This is a genomic window from Actinomadura luzonensis (assembly GCF_022664455.2).
GTDB classification, from domain to species: Bacteria; Actinomycetota; Actinomycetes; order Streptosporangiales; family Streptosporangiaceae; genus Nonomuraea; species Nonomuraea luzonensis.
The window spans coordinates 3125203-3141511 of sequence record NZ_JAKRKC020000002.1 but is presented as its reverse complement, the minus strand read 5'-3'; the positions used below and the strand labels follow the sequence as shown (position 1 = coordinate 3141511).

Here is a 16309-nt window from a genome sequence, read left to right as displayed (position 1 = left end):
ATAAGCATCAGCTAAGCCAGCTTTTCCCGCTCCGACCTGGGATGTTTGCCCGAATTACCAGGACAAGGTAGGAATTACTCATGCGAGTAAAGGCGCTGGTCGCCCTGGGGATGGACATCGCGCTGCCGATGGGGATCTACTACGGGCTGCGCGAGGTCGCCGGCGTGGAGCACCAGCCGGCGCTGGTGATCTCCTCGTTCGTGCCGGGGCTGAGCGTGGTCATGAGCCTGGCCCGGCGCCGGCGGCCCGACCGGCTGGCCCTGTTCATGACCGCGATGTTCCTGGCCAGCGCCGTGATCTCGGCCCTCGTCCACGACACGCGCTTCCTGCTGGCCAAGGACGGCTGGTTCATGGCGGTCGCGGCGCTGTGGTTCCTGGCGAGCGCGCGCGCGGAGCGCCCGCTGGCGTTCACCTTCACCCGTTTCCTGCTGGAGGGCCGGGTCGGGCCGGGCGGCGAGTCGTGGGACGTGCTGTGGGAGCGGCTGCCCGCCTTCCGCCGGATCTGGCGGGTGGTGACCGTGATCTACGGGGCGGGGCTGCTGGCGGACGCGGCGGTGCGGGTGGTGATGGCGTACACGCTGCCGGTGGACGTCGTGCCGGGCCTGGGCGCGGCGCAGTACGCCGTGTGGCTGCTGCTCATGCAGGTCGTCATCAACGTCTACCTGGTGCCCGCGGGGCTGTACAACCGCTGGTCGCCGCTGTACGCGCCGCTGCGGGCGGCCGAGCCCGTCAGGAGCAGGTGAAGCGGGCCTCGCCCCAGTCGGCGTGGTCGTTGCCGTTGCCGTCACCGCCGTCGTCGGCCACCAGGTCCGCGTACCGCGCGCCGGACACGTCCGCGACCAGTTCGTACGCCTCGTCCGCCGCCCGCAGCACCGGGCTGCGCGCCCGCTCGGCCCCGTCGGCCAGCACGGTGAAGCGCACCGAGCCCCGCGTCGCCTGCACGTCGTCCACCCCGGTGAACGCCCGGAACGCCGTGCACCGCCCGCCGAGGAAGTACCGGACGCGGGCCGGCGCGTGGGTGCCGAGGCCCTTGGCGAACGTCCGGCCGCCGATGACGATCGGCCCGCCGTCGGCCTCGCCGGTGTCGCCGTTGGAGCGGTCGCGCTCGACCGGCCCCCAGCCGTTGGCGGCGCTGACCCACTCCAGGTCGGAGGCGTAGACGTCGGCCTGGGGCGGCGGCGGGAGCGTCCTGACGCGGGCCGTGGCGGTCACCGTCCGCGGCACGCCGCCGACCGTGTACGCGGCGGCGGCCTTCAGCTCGTACGTGCCGTGGGGCGCGTCGGCGGGCGGCGTCACCTGCCACGTGGTGGTGAGCGTGCCGCCCGGCCCGGCCTCGCCGGCGCCGTCGCCGGTCACCGTCCAGCCGGCGGGGGCCTCCAGCGTCACCCGCACGTCGCGCACGGCGCTCTCCTCCCGGTTGGTGAACACGGTGCCGACCTCGTTGGCGGCGCCCTGCTCGAAGGCGGGCACGCCGGGCGTGACCTCCAGCGTGGCGCAGGCGGGCGCGTCCCCGGCGGGCCCGAGGTCGGTGACGGCGAAGTCGTCCAGGACGAAGTCGGCGCCCGCCTGCTCGGGCCGCAGCGAGCGCAGCCCCACCCAGACGTCGCCGCAGCCGCCGGTCACCCGCTCGCTGAACACGGCGGTCGTGCGCTGCTCGGGCAGCGTGGTGCGCCGGGTCTCCACGCTCGCGCCCGGGCCGGTGTCGTAGCCGGTCACCCACTGGTAGGTGTCGGCCTGCGCGTTCTGGTAGGCGAAGGACACCTCGTAGGCGTGGCCCGCCGCGAACCGGGCGGTCTGCGGCAGCGTGCGGTAGATGAGGCCCTGGCGTTCCTCGTGCGCCTTGAGCGACCAGTCGCCGCGCAGCACGTCGTCCACGGTCTTGCCGTGCCAGCCGGCCTGCGTGTACGGCTCGTGCCGCTCGGAGCGGTGGGTGCGGGCGTCGAACGACCCGCCCGCGTCCCCCTTGACGAACGGCCCCCAGCCGGGCTCGCCCGACTCGAACGTCTCGACGGGGCCGGGCGGCCCGCCGGGCAGCAGCCGCACGTCGTCCACCCGCACGTCGCCGTCGCCGGCCGCCGCCGCGATCCGCAGCGTCACCGGCCCGCCGCCGGCGGTGAAGGGCACCGAGAGCCGCTGGAAGAACGTGTCGTGCTTGTCGTCGGAGGCGATGTAGTCGCGGGCCGTCGAACGCTCGACCGTGGCCCGCGCCCCGCCCGCGGCGAGCGTCGTGGCGCGGGTGCGGCCGGGCTCGACCTCGACGAAGGCCGAGGCGGTGTAGACCCGGCCGGGCTGGAGGCCGGTCAGCCGCTGCTCCAGCGCGGCCTCCGCGCCGCCGCCGAGCACCGCGAAGCGGCGGCCCAGCGCGTCGCGCCCGGCCCGGACCGGGCCGCTCGCGCTCCAGCCGTCGAGGCCGTCGGAGTTGAAGCCGGGGTCGCGCAGCCCGCTGCCCTGCCCCCATCGCGGATCGGCCTGGGCGGGCGCGCCGCCGGGGTACAGCACGTACGCCACGCCCGCCTCCGCCCGCAGCGTGACCTTCCCCCCGACCGGTGTGACCGTGCCCTCGGGGACGCGTCCCTGGTCGGTGAGCCGGTAGACGCTCATCGCCCGATCGGCGTCCCAGGTCGTCTCGCCGCCCGCCGCGTTGTAGTGGTAGAACCTGCCGCCCCACGGCAGCAGGTACGCCGGCCCGTCGAGCACCTTGTGCCCGCCGGCGAACAGCTCGCGCCGCCCGTCCCGGTACGTGCCGCGCACGCCGCCGGTGAAGTCGATCTCGTCCGGGCCCCAGCGCATGATCTTGTAGTGCTGGAGGAACTTGGCGGGCAGGTTGTTCTCCCACACGTTGCGGAGGAAGGCGGTGAAGTCGTTGCGCGCCTGCCAGCCCTCGAACTCGACGATGCGGGCGTTGCCGAGAATCGGGTGCGGGTTCCAGACGTCCTTCTCGTCGTTGCGGATGAACCGGATGATCTGCGAGTTCAGCCCCTTGTTGGTGACGCCGCCGTAGCCGAGGTCGTTGGCCCAGTGGGACCAGAGCGAGCCGCGTTCCAGCTTGTCCGACCATTCGGTGGCGACCTGCCAGCCCTGCGCGCGCAGCTCGGTCAGCAGCCGGTCGGCGAGCCAGCCGAAGGGCCGGTACACGTCCACGTACACCAGGGCGAGGTCGCCGCCGGTCTCGCGGCGCAGCTGCGCGAAGCGGCGGGCGAGCGTGCCGCGGGTGAGGTCGCCGCGCTGGTCGATCAGGTACGCCTGGTCGAGCCAGTTCCAGCCCTTGGCGTCCGGGTCGGCGAGCTGCTCGCTGAAGTTCCTGGCCTCCGGGTAGGCCTCGGTGGCGTTGACGTGCGCGCCGAACTCGGCGTTCCAGGCCCGCCCGGCGCGCAGCAGCGTGCGCAGGTCGGCCAGGCCGCCCGCGCGGCGGTTGTAGTTCCCGCCGTAGTCGGGGTGGGCCGAGTCGTGGCCCTCGGACTGGTAGCCCTTGAGCAGCGCGAGCTGCCCGAGCCCGTCGGTGGCCAGGGAGATCCGCTTGACGTCGTCCAGGGTGCGCAGGAACGGGTGCGTGGCCTGGCTGGAGAAGTTGAACGGGATGTGCGCCGCCACCCGTTCCTTGGTGCGCCCGGCGCCGGGCGGGGTGATCGCGATCTGCCGGAAGGCGATCGCGCCGTCCTGCCAGTCCACCGTGCCGTCGCCGTTGGCGTCGGGGGTGACGACGACCTTCGCCCAGGGCGGCTCCTCGGTGAACGGCGAGCCGTCCGCGCGGTGCGTCCACTGGCCGCTCCACACCGCGACGCCGACCGCGCCCGAGGCGTCCCGCCTGGCCTGGTGCCAGAGCCGGGCGGCGTCGTGGTCGGTGACGCCCGAGGGGCGGTCGTAGGTGGAGTTCGTCTCGACGGCGGCGGCCAGGCGGGCGGTGCTGAGGATGGCGTACGAGGCGCCGACGGGCGCGGCGTCGGGCGCGGTGGCCGCCGTGACGGGGGCGATGACGTCGGCGGTGCGGGTGGCGTTGGGGTCGAGCCTGGTGAACGCCGTGGCCGCGCCGGGGCGGTCGCTGGAGACCGAGACCAGGTCGTGGCCGGGCAGGTCGATCGTGCCGACGCGGAAGGCCGGGGTGTCGCGCACCTCGTCGATCCTGAACGTCGTGACCCGGCCCCTGACGCCGACGCTCGCCGCGAGCGCGACGCCGGGCAGGCCGGGGAAGGCCAGCCGGTAGCGGGCGGTCGCGGCGTCCCGGCCGGTCAGCGTCACCTCGGCGGGGCGGGGCGTGCCGTTGAGCACCACCGCCGGGACCGCCGTGCCGCCGCCCAGCGTGGCGCCGGTGGCGCGGTCGGTGTAGCCGAGGACGCGCGGGAAGGCGGGGTCCAGCTCCACGCGCAGCGCCGCCGAGGAGATCGCGATCGGGCCGGCCACGCGCGCGGGGACGGGCGGCACGTTCTGCGCCGTCGGGCTCGGCGGCGGCGGGCCGGTGGGCGACGGCTCCGGCGAGGGCAGCTCGTACGTCGGCGACGGCGCGGGAGCGGCCCCCGCCCCACCGGCCCCCGCCCCACCGGACGGCGCCGCACCGGAGGAGGGCGGGCCGGAGGAGGGCGGGCCGCTCGCGGGTGGGGCGGGCGCCTCGCGGGTGCCCGCCGCGGTGGCCGGGGTGGCGAGGGTGAGGGCGAGGGCTGCTGCGAAGACGACGGGACCTCGACGCATAGGTGTCCCTCCGGATCATGCGTCAGACCGCTCGGGAGCCCCGATCATCACCCCGCTCGCCCACCCGCGCCATGGACTTACCCGCCATATTCACCATTGTCCGGAGTCACCGGTAAACGCCGAACGCGGCCCCCCTCAGCGGGGAGCCGCGTTCAGGAAGCCCAGGTCAGCGGCGCACGCCCGTCGCCATGTCACGCGCCAGGGCCGCGCAGGACTCGCGCCCCGCGGCCTCGTCCGGCGCGTCGAGCAGCCGGCGGATGAACGCCGAGCCCACGATCACCCCGTCGGCGTAGCCGGCCACCTCGGCGGCCTGCGCCCCGGTGCCGACGCCGAGCCCGACGCACACGGGCAGGTCGGTGTGCGCCCGCGTGCGCTTGACCAGGCCCTCGGCGGCGACGTTGACGGTCTCGCGGGCGCCCGTGACGCCCATCAGCGAGGCCGCGTACACGAAGCCGGTGCAGCAGTCGACGACCGCCTTGATGCGCTCCTCGGTGGAGCTGGGCGCGACCAGGAACACCGTGTCGATGCCGGCCGCGGCCGAGGCGGCCCGCCACGGCTCGGACTCCTCGGGCGTCAGGTCGGGCGTGATGGTGCCGACCCCGCCGGCGTTGGCCAGGTCGCGGGCGAAACGCTCGGCGCCGTAGCGGTCGACCGGGTTCCAGTACGTCATGACGAGCGTGGCCGCGCCGGTCGCGGCGACCCCTTCGACGGTGCGCATCACGTCGGCGATGCGGGTGCCGTTGAGCAGCGACCGGTGCACGGCGTCCTGGATCGTCGGCCCGTCCATGAGCGGGTCGGAGTAGGGCAGGCCGATCTCGATGACGTCGCAGCCGGCCTCGACCAGGGCCGCGGCGGCGGCGACGTCGCCGCCCTTGGACGGGAAGCCCGCGGGCAGGTAGCCGACGAGCGCGGCCCTGTTGTCCGCCTTCGCCTTGGCGAACACCGTCTGAAGAGTCGTCATGTCTGTCCCGTTTCGAAGGTCGAGCCTGCCCTGATGCCGCGACGGCTCGTCAGAGGTTGAAGTATTTCATCGCCGTGCCCATGTCCTTGTCGCCGCGCCCGGAGAGGTTGACCAGGATGGTCGCCTCGGGGCCGAGCTCGCGGCCCAGCACCAGCGCGCCCGCGAGGGCGTGGGAGGACTCGATGGCGGGGATGATGCCCTCGGTGCGGGCCAGCAGCGAGAACGCCTGCATCGCCTCGTCGTCGGTGACGCCGTGGTAGGTGGCCCGGCCGGAGTCCTTGAGCCAGGCGTGCTCGGGGCCGACGCCCGGGTAGTCGAGGCCGGCCGAGATCGAGTGCGACTCGATGGTCTGGCCCTCGTCGTCCTGCAGCACGTACGTGCGCGAGCCGTGCAGCACGCCGACCGACCCGGCGGTGAGCGTGAGCGCGTGCTCGCCGCTGTCGAGGCCGTGCCCGGCGGCCTCGTAGCCGTGCAGGGCGACGTTCTCGTCGCCGATGAAGGCGTGGAAGACGCCGATGGCGTTGCTGCCGCCGCCGACCGCCGCGCACACCGCGTCGGGCAGCCTGCCGGTCAGCTCCAGCATCTGGCGGCGGGCCTCGACCCCGATGATGCGCGCGAAGTCGCGGACGATCTCGGGGAACGGGTGCGGCCCGGCGACCGTGCCGAACAGGTAGTGGGTGGTGTCGACGTTGGTCACCCAGTCGCGGAAGGCCTCGTTGATGGCGTCCTTGAGCGTCTGGGAGCCGTTGGTGACGGGCACCACCTCGGCGCCGAGCAGCTTCATCCTGGCCACGTTGAGCGCCTGGCGCTCGCAGTCGACCGCGCCCATGTAGATGACGCACTCCAGGCCGAGCAGCGCCGCGGCGGTGGCGGTAGCCACGCCGTGCTGGCCCGCGCCGGTCTCGGCGATGACCCGCTTCTTGCCCAGCCGCTTGGTGAGCAGCGCCTGGCCCAGCACGTTGTTGATCTTGTGGGCGCCGGTGTGGGTGAGGTCCTCCCGCTTGAGGACGATGCGCGCGCCGCCGGCCTGCTCGGCGAAGCGCGGCACCTCGGTCAGCGTGGTGGGCCGGCCGGCGTAGGTGCGCAGCAGGTGGTCGAACTCGCGGATGAACTGCGCGTCGTTCTTGGCCTTCTCGTAGACCGCGGCGACCTCGTCGAGGGCCGGGATCAGCGCCTCGGGCACGAACCGGCCGCCGAAGACGCCGAACTTGCCGTGCACGTCGGGGTCGTTGCCGTACGCGCCGTTGCCCGCCAGGTCCGCGGCGGTCAGGATGGTGCCTTCGTTTGCCACTGCTATCCCTCTGTCGAGTGGTCGGGGCGCGTGGACGGGTGCGCGCCGGCGGTGACCAGCGCCTCCACGGCCTTGCGCGGATCCTTGCCGGTGACCAGGCTCTCCCCCACCAGGACGGCGTCGGCGCCGTTCCGCGCGTAGGCGAGCAGGTCGTGCGGGCCGCGCACGCCCGACTCCGCGATCTTGATGACATTGTCGGGGATCTTCGGCGCGATCTTCGTGAAGACCTCGCGATCGACCTCGAGTGTCTTGAGGTTGCGGGCGTTGACCCCGATCACCCGGGCCCCGGCGGCCAGCGCCCGGTCGAGCTCCTCCTCGGTGTGCACCTCGACCAGCGGGGTGAGCCCGATCGACTCGGCCCGCTCGATGAGCGAGACCAGGGCCTCCTGCTCCAGGCAGACGACCATGAGCAGCGCCAGGTCGGCGCCGTGGGCGCGGGCCTCCCAGAGCTGGTAGGAGGTGAGGATGAAGTCCTTGCGCAGGATGGGGATGTCGACCCGGGCGCGCACCGCGGCCAGGTCGTCGAGGCTGCCGCCGAACTTGCGCCGCTCGGTCAGCACGCTGATGACGTGGGCGCCGCCCGCCTCGTAGTCGGCCGCCAGCGCTGCGGGGTCGGCGATCGCGGCCAGCGCGCCCTTGGAGGGGCTGGAGCGCTTGACCTCGGCGATCACCGAGACCTTGTCGCCCCCGAGGGCGGCCATCGCGTCCCTGGGGGCCTGCGCCCGCTCGGCCCGCCGCTTGAGCTCGTCCATGGACACGGCCTGCTGACGTGCGGCGAGGTCGGCGCGCACCCCGTCGAGGATGTCGTCGAGGACGCTCGGCCCTTCCGTCCGCTCACTCACGCGCTTGAGGTCCCTCCGGATCGACTGTGGGGGTGGCCGAGAGTTCGCTTCGCGTCCGCTCTCCGCCTGTCCTGCGATGGTATCGGCCCCCGCGGGGTACCTCACCACAGGGCCCAGGTCTGGCCGGGCCTACGGGGCGAGGAACGCTCCGAAAGGCAGGTTCCGGACGACCCAGTACACCATGACGATCCCGAGGAAGGCCCACAGCCACGCCGGGTGGGCGAGCGTCGTCCTGCGGGGGCGGCCCTGCCAGGCCCGCACCACCCACCTGCCCCACCAGAACAGCAGGAACGGGACCGTCGCCACCATGAGGGGGTTGAGCCCGAGCGCCGCCACCGGGTCGAGGTGCGCCAGCGCGTGGATGGCCCGCAGCGTGCCGCAGCCCGGGCAGTAGAGGCCGGTCAGCCACAGGAAGGGGCACGTCGGGTAGTGGCCGGGCTCGTTGGGGTCGACCACGCCGACGAGCGCGACGACCGCGCCCGCCCCGGCCGCAACACCGAGCGGCGCGAGCAGGGCCTTGAGCCGGCCCGTGCCGTGCCGCCCGGTTGTTGCGATGCTCATGCTCCCAGTATCCGCCTTCTCCGTCAGTACGACGTGGACGGCATGTTCGCCGCGGCCACCACGAACACCACGATGTAGAAGATGATGATGAGCGCCCAGGCGATGCCGCCGAAGATGAGTGAGCGCTTCCACCAGGTCTTGGCCTCCTCGCTGGCCTGCGCCGCGCCCTGGTAGTCGCCGATCTGCCACTTCTGGTTGACCTGCGACGACTTCACGATGGAGACGATGCCGAAGGGCAGGCAGCAGAACAGGGTGGTCAGGATGGCCGGCACCAGGTGGTTGTCCGGGGGCTGCTGGCCGCCGTACCCGCCGCCGGGGGGCTGCTGGCCGTAACCGCCGCCGCCGTAGCCGCCGCCGCTCGGGGGCTGCTGGCCGTAGCCGCCGTAACCGCCGCCGCTCGGCGGCTGCTCGCCGTAGCCGCCGCCGTAGCCGCCACCGCTGGGCGGCTGCTGGCCGTAGCCACCGCCGCTCGGGGGCTGCTGCCCGTAACCGCCGCCGCTGGGCGGCTGCTGGCCGTAACCGCCGCCGCTCGGGGGCTGCTGCCCGTAGCCGCCGCCGGGCGGCTGCGAGCCGTAGCCGCCGTCGCCCTGGTTTCCGTACGTCATCGATCTGACTCCTCAAGTCGTGCGAGTGCGCGGCAGCCTAGCGAGAAAGCATGCCCTACGTGGACTAACGCCCACTTTGCGGACAAACCGTAATCGGACCGCAAGCGCGAGGTCACTGTGGGGCTAGTAGTCGTACGAACTGGACGCTGCGCCGGCCAGCCCGATGAAGGAAAGGATCATGCCGCCGAACCAGATCAGCAGCAGCACGTTGACGACCACCATGATGTAGGACGTCACCAGGCCGCCCACGGCGAGGCCCTGGCCCTCCTCGCCGGAACGCTTGATCCGGTTGAGCGCGATGTGGCCGAGGATCACGCCGACGATGCTGGTCAGGCCGCAGCTGATCATGCCGACGATGCCGAGGACGAGCGAGGCGACCGCCATGCCGTTCGTGGGGCGCGGAGGCGGGGGCGCGGCGTAGGGGTTGTAGCCGTAGGCGCCGCTCGGGGGGACCTGGCCGTAGGCGTAGTGCTCCTGGGAGGCGCCGGCCTGGCTGTAACCGCCCTGCGCGCCGTACCCCTGACCCCCGTACCCCTGACCCCCGTCCCCCTGACCGCCATACCCCTGGCCGCCATAGCCCTGACCGCCGTAGCCCTGCGCGCCGCTCTGCGGCTGCCCGTAGCCGCCGTAGCCGCCATAACCCCCGTTGCCGCCGCCGCTGGGCGGCTGCTCGCCGTAACCGGGCTGGCCGTAGCCAGGCTGACCGTAGCCGGGCTGCTGGCCGTGACTCGGTGGCTGCTGCCCGTACCCTCCGCCCGGCGGCTGCGACCCGTAGCCGCCGCTCTGATCCCCGTAGCTCATTCCCCTGGCTCCTAGTGTCCTTGGCGGGTTGCCTCCGGCAGCTTATTGAGGAAACGGCGGCCAAGCCGACAGAGGTTCAGAACAGTGCTGATTTCGTCATCGGGGGTCGGTGGGGTCGTCGCCCCGGTCGAGGGCGTCCCACAGCGCCTTGTCGCCCTCGGCGGCGGGGGCCGGGCCGCGCCGCTCGTAGCGGGCCGACATGCCGGCCCACCTGCCGCCGCGCGCGATCGCCAGCGCTCCCCCGGCGGCCAGCAGCAGCGCCCCCGCCCCTGACACGGCGGGCCACAGCGCGACGAAGTGCCAGCTCAGGCCGGTCGCGCCGCGCAACGTGTTGTGCGCGGCCAGCCAGTCGGTGACGCCCGAACCGTCGAGCGCCGTCCAGGTGGCGACGCCCGCGCCGAGCCCGCACAGGGCCAGCAGCGCGCCCACGACGCGGCGGCCGGCGCCCTTGGTGGCCAGCACGGCCACCACGCCGGCCAGCCCGGCCAGCGCGACCGGCGTCAGCACCGGGCTCAGGTCACCCCCGGTGGGCGCCTCGGCCCCGGCCTCGGCGACGCTCACCCACGCGCGGCCGGCCGCCAGCAGCACCAGCAGGCAGCCGGCGACGGTGAGCGCCAGCCAGCCGGCCAGCTCCCTGCGGGCGCCCGCGGCACGCCTGGGGGCGGGCCCGGAAGCGGGCCCAGGGGCGGGGACGGAGGTGGGCCCAGGGGCGGGGTCGGAGGCGGGGCCAGGGGCGGGGCCGGGGTCGGGGGTCTGCATCGGCGCGGCCTAGGCGAGCACGTCGGCGTCGAAACAGGTGCGCTCGCCGGTGTGGCAGGCCGCGCCGACCTGGTCGACCCGGATCAGCAGGGTGTCGCCGTCGCAGTCGAGCGCCACCGACTTGACGTGCTGGACGTGGCCGGAGGTGTCGCCCTTGACCCAGAGCTCCTGACGGCTGCGCGACCAGTAGGTGGCCCGGCCGGTGGTGAGCGTCCGGTGCAGCGCCTCGTCGTTCATCCAGGCCAGCATGAGCACCTCGCCGGTGTCGTACTGCTGGGCGATGGCGGCGACGAGGCCGTCGGGGTTGCGCTTCAGCCGGGCGGCGATCTCGGGGTCCAGGGACATGTACCCCATTCAACCAGCCCCTTGGCTCGCCCCCGCCATCACCGGCCGCGCTCAGGCGAGGGCCTGGGACAGCGTGTCGTAGATCGGGAACAGCGGCGCCAGGTTGGTCCTGCGCAGCCGCCGCAGCACCTGGCCGTCCGGCGCGACCAGCGCCATCGAGCCGTCGCGCTCGCGCAGGGCGGCGAGCTGGCGCACGAGCACCCCGAGGCCCGTGGTGTCGATGAAGGTCAGCGCGCTCAGGTCGACCACCAGGCGCGGCCCGCGCCGCCCGGCCGCCGCCGCGCTCGTGGCGTGCGTCGTGTCGTGCGTCGTGTCGTGCGTCGTGCCGTCCACGGCCTCGTCGAGGCATCGCCGCACCCGTGAGGCGTTGTCGACGTCCACCTCGCCGGCCAGGCTCACGACGACGTGCTCGCCGTGCCGCTGCCGGGTCATCTCCAGCACCTCGGCGCTGAGCTCGTTCATGTCCCCTCCCCTGGGGCGCTCCCCGCCGGAAAGGTACACCTGCCGGACCGGCGTCACGGTGTGTTTTGCCGAGAACGCGCTACGTGATGGAGTGCCGCCGGGTATTTTCTTGCCCGACGCGTGCTAGGGAGGGACGTCCATCGTGGTGCACGTCGCGGGTTCCGTTCTCGACCCGGATCTGGGGGATCACGTATGCCTGCCGTTCGACGGCGAGCGCGAGCGGATGCGGGCGACGGTGGTGTTCACCGTCAACGGCCTGCGCCGCCGGCTGAAGGTCGTGATCATCACGCATGCCGACAGCCCCGAGCGGACTCGCGCCTGGCTGGCGCCGCTCGTGCCGGGGTTCGCCGACGCCGAGTCGGCCGGCCAGGTGGAGATCCTGGCCTGCGCCGACACCCACTTCACCGGCGGCAGCCTGGACCCCGCGCGGGTCCACTCAGGGCTGCTCGACGCCCATGACCGCGCCCGCAGGCACGGCCAGCACGGCGTGTACGCGCTGATCGACGCCTCCTACGGCGTGCGCGACGCCCCCGGCCAGGCGGCCCTGGAGGCGGCCACCAACGAGGTGTTCGGCGAGCGCTGGCTGGCGGCGGTGTGCCAGTACGACCGGGGCCTGTTCCCGCGTGAGGCGATCGACCGGGCGGCCTCGGTGCACCCGATCGCGCCCGAGCAGGCGCTGCTGCGCTTCGCCAACACGGCCGACCCGCCGGGGCTGCGGGTGTGGGGCGACATCGACCTGACCAACCGGCGGGCGTTCGCGTCGGTGCTGGCCCGGCTGGAGAAGGAGCCGGGCGAGGTCGTCGTGGACGCCTCCCACCTCGCCTTCATCGACGCCGGCTCCGCGCACCTGCTGACCCGCACGGCCGTGGCCAGGCGGCCCGGCTCCACGGTGGTGGTGTGCGGGGAGGCGACGGCGCGGGTGCTCCGGCTCATCAGGGCGGAGGAGTTCCTGACCGTCCGCCGGGTGGGCGATGTGTAGGCAGGTGCTTCGCGTCTCCTTCGCGCGCGGGCGCATCACGTTCCTGCGCAGGACGGTCGCCGAGCACGCCGCCTACGAGGGGCTGTCGGGCCGGCGGCTGGAGGACTTCGTGCTGGCCGTCAACGAGATCACCACGAACGCGGTGGTGCACGGCGGCGGGCACGGCCGGCTGCGGCTGTGGTCGCACGCCGGACTGCTGTGGTGCGAGGTGGCCGACGAGGGGCCCGGGCTGCCGCCGGGCTGGATCGGCGACCGGCCCCCGCCGGCCGGCCTGTCGGGCGGCGGGCGGGGGCTGTGGCTGACGCGGATGTTGTGCGACCACATCACGATCGTGTCCGGGCCGGGCGGCACGGTCGTGACGTTCGCGGCGACCCGCGGCTGAGCGGGGGCGGCGCCCCCTCCGGAGCGGGGGGCGCCGGTCAGGAGCGGGCGGCCGACACCCAGGAGGCGTGCAGGTCGGCGTACACGCCGGGCTCGCGCACCAGCTCGGCGTGCGGGCCGCGCTGCACCAGCCGGCCGGCGTCGAAGACCAGCACCTCGTCGGCGTTCTCGGCGGTGGACAGCCGGTGCGCGATCGACACGGCGGTGCGGCCCCGGGTGACGCCCTCCAGGGCGCGGGCCAGGCGCACCTCGGTGGCCGGGTCCACGGCGGAGGTGGCCTCGTCCAGCAGGAGCAGGTCGGGGTCGGCGAGGTAGGCGCGGGCCAGGGCGACGAGCTGGCGCTCGCCCGCCGACAACGACTCGCCGCGCTGGCCGACGGGCGTGTCGAGGCCGGCGGGCAGGCCCTCCAGCCAGTCGGCCAGGCCCAGCTCGGTCAGCGCCAGCCCGATCTCCTCGCGGGTGGCCTCCGGCTTGCCGTAGCGGATGTTCTCCTCCAGCGTGCCGTCGAACAGGAAGCCGTCCTGCGGCACCATGACGATGCGCTCGCGCAGCGAGGAGAAGCGCACGCGGCGCAGGTCGTGGCCGTCGACGGTGACGCGGCCGCCGACCGGGTCCATCAGCCGGGTCAGGAGCTTGGCGAACGTGGTCTTGCCCGAGCCGGTCTCCCCCACGACCGCGACCCGCGAGCGGGGCGGGATGTCCACGGTGACCTCGCGCAGCACGGGCGGCCCGCCGGGGTAGGCGAAGTGCACGTCCTCGAAGGCGACGGAGATGGGGCCGCGGGGCAGCGTGACGCCGCCGGCGCCGGGGTCGGCGACGTCCGGCGGGGTGTCGAGGACGCCGAGGATGCGCCGCCAGCCGGCGACCGCGTTCTGCGCCTCGTTGAGCACCTCGGTCGCGGTCTGCAGCGGCGAGACGAAGAGGGTGACGAGGAAGAGGAAGGCGACGAGCTTGCCCTGCGTGATGTCGCCCGACAGGCCGAGGCGGACGCCGAGCAGCACGATCCCGGCGATCGCGATCGCGGCCACGATCTCGGTCAGCGGGAAGACGAAGCCGACGATGGTCTGCGCCCGGGTCTGGGCGGCGCGGTTGGCGTCGACGGCCCTGTCGACGCGGTCGGCGGTGCGGTGCTCGGCGGCGTAGGCGCGGATGACGGCGGCGCCGACGACGGACTCGCTGACGGCGGCGAGCATGTCGCCGGTGCGCTCGCGCACCACCGTGTACGCCCGCGACAGCAGCCGCTGGAAGCGCGGCAGCGCGATCATCAGCGGGATGAAGCAGACCCACACCAGCAGCGTGAGCTGCCAGGAGTAGACGAACATGAGCACGGTGGCGACGAAGAGCTGGCCGAGCGAGACAATGATCATCAGCCCGCCCCACTGCATGAACGTGCTGATCTGGTCGATGTCGTTGGTGACGCGCGAGACCAGGGCGCCGCGCCGCTCGCTGTTCTGGGTGAGCACCGACAGGTCGTGCACGTGCCGGAAGCCGCGCACCCGCAGGGTGGCGAGCGAGGACTCGGTGGCCTTGTAGAGGCGCACGTTCATGATGTACGCCGCCAGCGCCGTCAGCATCACCGCGGCGGCGCACACCACGACGGCCCGGGTGATGTACGGCAGGTCGGGCGTGCCGCCCTTGAGCCCGTGGTCGATGGTCTGCTGGACGGCGATCGGCACGATGATCTTGCCGACGGTGGCGACGACCGCCAGGGCGAGGGTGACGCCCAGGCCCTTGCGGAACTCGGGTGTGAGCGACAGCCCGTGCCGGATGGTGGCCAGGGCGGAGCGGTCGGCGCTGCCGTGGATGCTCTGGGCGGTCATGCGCTGACCTCTTCTTCCTCTCCCGCGGGGATCTCGGGGATCTCGTCGTCGGCCCCGGGCACGTCGATGGCGGCGCGCTCGGCCTCCTCGCGCTCGTAGGCGGTGACCAGGTTGCGGTAGCCCGCGCAGCGCTCGATGAGCTCCTCGTGCGTGCCGCGGTCCACGATCCGGCCGTGGTCGAGGTAGACGACCTCGTCGGCGAGGGCGATCGTGGCCATGCGGTAGGCGACGACCACGACGGTGCTGGCCTCGGCGGCGTCCCGGAGCCCGTGCAGGATCCTGGCCTCGACCTGGGGGTCGACGCTGCTGGTCGCGTCGTCGAGGACGAGCAGGCGGGGGCGGCGCACGACGGCGCGGGCGAGCGCGACGCGCTGGCGCTGGCCGCCGGACAGGGACGCGCCCCGCTCGCCGACCCGCGTGTCCAGCCCCTCGGGCAGGCGGGCCACGAAGCCGTCGGCCTGGGCCAGCCGGAGCGCGGCCCACACGTCCTCGTCGGGGACGTCCAGGCCGAGCGCGACGTTGCCGCGCACGGTGTCGTCGAACAGGAACGTCTGCTGGGGCACCAGCGCGACCGACGCGGCGACCTCGCCGTAGGCCAGCTCGCGCAGGTCGCCGCCGTCGAGCAGGACCGCGCCGCCGGCCGGGTCGACGAGCCGGGCGAGGAGCTGCACGAGCGTGGACTTGCCGGAGCCGGTGGGGCCGACCAGGGCGACGGTGCGGCCGGCCGGCACCTCGAAGGAGACCTCGTGCAGCACCTCGGCCTCGCCGTAGGCGTAGGAGACGCCGCGGACCTCCAGGGCGGCGGGACCGGCGGACAGGCTCTCGCCGCCGCCGTAGGCCATGGAGCCGGTGGCCTCCAGGACGGCCTGCACCCGCTGCCAGCCGACGACGCTGCGCGGCAGCTCGGCCAGCACCCAGCCGAGCGCCCTGATGGGGAAGGCCAGCAGCGTGAACAGGTAGGCGACCTGCACGAGGTCGCCGGAGTCGATCGAGCCGCCGGACAACCGCGCCGCGCCGACCGCCAGCACCGCGAGCACGCCCAGCGTGGGCAGCGCCTCCAGCAGCGGGTCGAACAGGCCGCGCACCCGGCCGACGGCGATGTTGGCGTCGCGCAGCTCGTGGGCGCGGCGGCGGAACCGGTCGGTCTCCAGGTCCTCCCTGCCGAGGGTCTTGACGACGAGGGCGCCGTCGAAGCTCTCGTGCGCGATCTCGCTGACCTCGGCGCGGAGCTGCTGGGCGCGGGTGGCTAGGGGGCTGAGCCGGCGCTGGTAGACGAGGTTGAGCACGGCGATGGCCGGGAAGATCAGGAATCCCACCAGGGCCAGCACGAGGTCGGTGAACACCATCGCGACGGCCGCGGTGACCAGCATGACGATCACGCCGACGGCCATGGGCAGCGGCGCGAGCGGCGCCCAGGCGGCCTCGGCGTCGGCGCTGGCGTTCGACAGGAGCTGCCCGGTGGGGTGCTGGTGGTGCCACGACAGCGGCAGCCGCAGGTACTGCTTGGTGACGTCCCTGCGCGACCTGGCCTGCATGCGGTACTGCATGACGCCGGCCAGGATGCGCCGGCCCGCCACGCCGAGCGCCTTGAGCAGCGCGGCGCCGAGGATGAGGCCCGCGCCCGCCCACAGCGCGCCCGAGGCGACCCCGCCCTCGGCGAAGGCGGGCAGCACCACGTGCTCCGTGGCCCACCCGAGCGCCCAGGCGGAGCCGACGGTCATGCCTCCGTAGACGGCGCTGGCCAGCACGGCCAGCGCGAAGACGGCCTTCTCGGTGCGGATGGCCACCCCAAGGACCTTGAGTCCCTGACGCATGACGG

15 protein-coding genes are annotated in these 16309 nt (G+C 73.8%); 3 read left to right on the top strand and 12 right to left on the bottom strand.

Annotated features, from left to right (window positions below; all coding sequences use genetic code 11):
- Nucleotides 1–80: 80 nt before the first annotated feature.
- A complete protein-coding gene (locus MF672_RS44945; protein WP_242375820.1) occupies nucleotides 81–743 on the top strand; it encodes a VC0807 family protein in 663 nt (220 codons plus the stop codon).
- Here the strand turns inward: MF672_RS44945 and MF672_RS44940 are convergent.
- The 10 genes from MF672_RS44940 to MF672_RS44895 form a co-directional block, all read right to left on the bottom strand.
- A complete protein-coding gene (locus tag MF672_RS44940) occupies nucleotides 730–4683 on the bottom strand; it encodes an endo-alpha-N-acetylgalactosaminidase family protein (RefSeq protein ID WP_242375821.1) in 3954 nt (1317 codons plus the stop codon). The genes MF672_RS44945 and MF672_RS44940 overlap by 14 nt on opposite strands.
- A 166-nt stretch (nucleotides 4684–4849) precedes the next feature.
- Complete coding sequence (gene trpA / locus MF672_RS44935) at nucleotides 4850–5644, bottom strand: tryptophan synthase subunit alpha (protein WP_242375822.1); 795 nt, start codon at nucleotides 5642–5644, stop codon at nucleotides 4850–4852.
- Nucleotides 5645–5693: 49 nt separating this feature from the next.
- The gene (trpB, locus tag MF672_RS44930; protein ID WP_242375859.1) at nucleotides 5694–6899 is read right to left on the bottom strand and encodes a tryptophan synthase subunit beta; all 1206 of its coding nucleotides are present in this window, start codon (nucleotides 6897–6899) and stop codon (nucleotides 5694–5696) included.
- Between the two features lie 38 nt (nucleotides 6900–6937).
- The gene (gene trpC, locus MF672_RS44925) at nucleotides 6938–7777 is read right to left on the bottom strand and encodes an indole-3-glycerol phosphate synthase TrpC (protein WP_242375823.1); all 840 of its coding nucleotides are present in this window, start codon (nucleotides 7775–7777) and stop codon (nucleotides 6938–6940) included.
- Nucleotides 7778–7906: 129 nt separating this feature from the next.
- Nucleotides 7907–8338: a DUF2752 domain-containing protein gene (locus tag MF672_RS44920; protein ID WP_242375824.1), complete on the bottom strand. Its 432-nt coding sequence runs from the start codon at nucleotides 8336–8338 to the stop codon at nucleotides 7907–7909.
- Between the two features lie 23 nt (nucleotides 8339–8361).
- A complete protein-coding gene (locus MF672_RS44915; RefSeq protein ID WP_242375825.1) occupies nucleotides 8362–8943 on the bottom strand; it encodes a CD225/dispanin family protein in 582 nt (193 codons plus the stop codon).
- Nucleotides 8944–9066: 123 nt separating this feature from the next.
- Nucleotides 9067–9744 (bottom strand): DUF4190 domain-containing protein, encoded by a 678-nt coding sequence (locus MF672_RS44910; RefSeq protein ID WP_242375826.1) that lies wholly within the window; start codon nucleotides 9742–9744, stop codon nucleotides 9067–9069.
- Nucleotides 9745–9840: 96 nt separating this feature from the next.
- Nucleotides 9841–10503, bottom strand: a complete 663-nt coding sequence (locus tag MF672_RS44905; RefSeq protein WP_242375827.1) for a Trp biosynthesis-associated membrane protein — start codon at nucleotides 10501–10503, stop codon at nucleotides 9841–9843.
- 9 nt (nucleotides 10504–10512) lie between these two features.
- On the bottom strand, nucleotides 10513–10857 hold the full coding sequence (hisI, locus tag MF672_RS44900; RefSeq protein WP_242375828.1) for a phosphoribosyl-AMP cyclohydrolase: 345 nt from the start codon (nucleotides 10855–10857) through the stop codon (nucleotides 10513–10515).
- 42 nt (nucleotides 10858–10899) lie between these two features.
- A complete protein-coding gene (locus MF672_RS44895; protein WP_247815756.1) occupies nucleotides 10900–11310 on the bottom strand; it encodes an STAS domain-containing protein in 411 nt (136 codons plus the stop codon).
- 142 nt (nucleotides 11311–11452) lie between these two features.
- Here MF672_RS44895 and MF672_RS44890 point away from each other — a divergent pair, with 142 nt between their 5' ends.
- Both MF672_RS44890 and MF672_RS44885 read left to right on the top strand, forming a co-directional pair.
- Complete coding sequence (locus MF672_RS44890) at nucleotides 11453–12289, top strand: MEDS and STAS domain-containing protein (protein WP_242375830.1); 837 nt, start codon at nucleotides 11453–11455, stop codon at nucleotides 12287–12289.
- 4 nt (nucleotides 12290–12293) lie between these two features.
- Nucleotides 12294–12671 carry an ATP-binding protein gene (locus MF672_RS44885; protein ID WP_242375831.1) on the top strand — a complete coding sequence of 126 codons (378 nt, stop codon included), beginning with the start codon at nucleotides 12294–12296 and terminating at the stop codon, nucleotides 12669–12671.
- A 37-nt stretch (nucleotides 12672–12708) separates the two neighbouring features.
- Here MF672_RS44885 and MF672_RS44880 read toward each other — a convergent pair whose 3' ends face one another.
- Nucleotides 12709–14490 carry an ABC transporter ATP-binding protein gene (locus tag MF672_RS44880; RefSeq protein WP_242375832.1) on the bottom strand — a complete coding sequence of 594 codons (1782 nt, stop codon included), beginning with the start codon at nucleotides 14488–14490 and terminating at the stop codon, nucleotides 12709–12711.
- The gene (locus MF672_RS44875; RefSeq protein WP_242375833.1) at nucleotides 14487–16304 is read right to left on the bottom strand and encodes an ABC transporter ATP-binding protein; all 1818 of its coding nucleotides are present in this window, start codon (nucleotides 16302–16304) and stop codon (nucleotides 14487–14489) included. The genes MF672_RS44880 and MF672_RS44875 overlap by 4 nt, the downstream gene beginning before the upstream one ends.
- Between the last annotated feature and the right edge of the window lie 5 nt (nucleotides 16305–16309).

Bases quoted from the DNA above. Each gene is read 5' to 3' on its own strand.
- hisI (WP_242375828.1), bottom strand. From the start codon at position 10,857: ATGGGGTACATGTCCCTGGACCCCGAGATCGCCGCCCGGCTGAAGCGC.
- MF672_RS44940 (WP_242375821.1), bottom strand. From the start codon at position 4,683: ATGCGTCGAGGTCCCGTCGTCTTCGCAGCAGCCCTCGCCCTCACCCTC.
- MF672_RS44875 (WP_242375833.1), bottom strand. From the start codon at position 16,304: ATGCGTCAGGGACTCAAGGTCCTTGGGGTGGCCATCCGCACCGAGAAG.
- trpA (WP_242375822.1), bottom strand. From the start codon at position 5,644: ATGACGACTCTTCAGACGGTGTTCGCCAAGGCGAAGGCGGACAACAGG.
- MF672_RS44945 (WP_242375820.1), top strand. From the start codon at position 81: ATGCGAGTAAAGGCGCTGGTCGCCCTGGGGATGGACATCGCGCTGCCG.
- MF672_RS44895 (WP_247815756.1), bottom strand. From the start codon at position 11,310: ATGAACGAGCTCAGCGCCGAGGTGCTGGAGATGACCCGGCAGCGGCAC.
- MF672_RS44915 (WP_242375825.1), bottom strand. From the start codon at position 8,943: ATGACGTACGGAAACCAGGGCGACGGCGGCTACGGCTCGCAGCCGCCC.
- MF672_RS44910 (WP_242375826.1), bottom strand. From the start codon at position 9,744: ATGAGCTACGGGGATCAGAGCGGCGGCTACGGGTCGCAGCCGCCGGGC.
- MF672_RS44920 (WP_242375824.1), bottom strand. From the start codon at position 8,338: ATGAGCATCGCAACAACCGGGCGGCACGGCACGGGCCGGCTCAAGGCC.
- MF672_RS44880 (WP_242375832.1), bottom strand. From the start codon at position 14,490: ATGACCGCCCAGAGCATCCACGGCAGCGCCGACCGCTCCGCCCTGGCC.
- MF672_RS44905 (WP_242375827.1), bottom strand. From the start codon at position 10,503: ATGCAGACCCCCGACCCCGGCCCCGCCCCTGGCCCCGCCTCCGACCCC.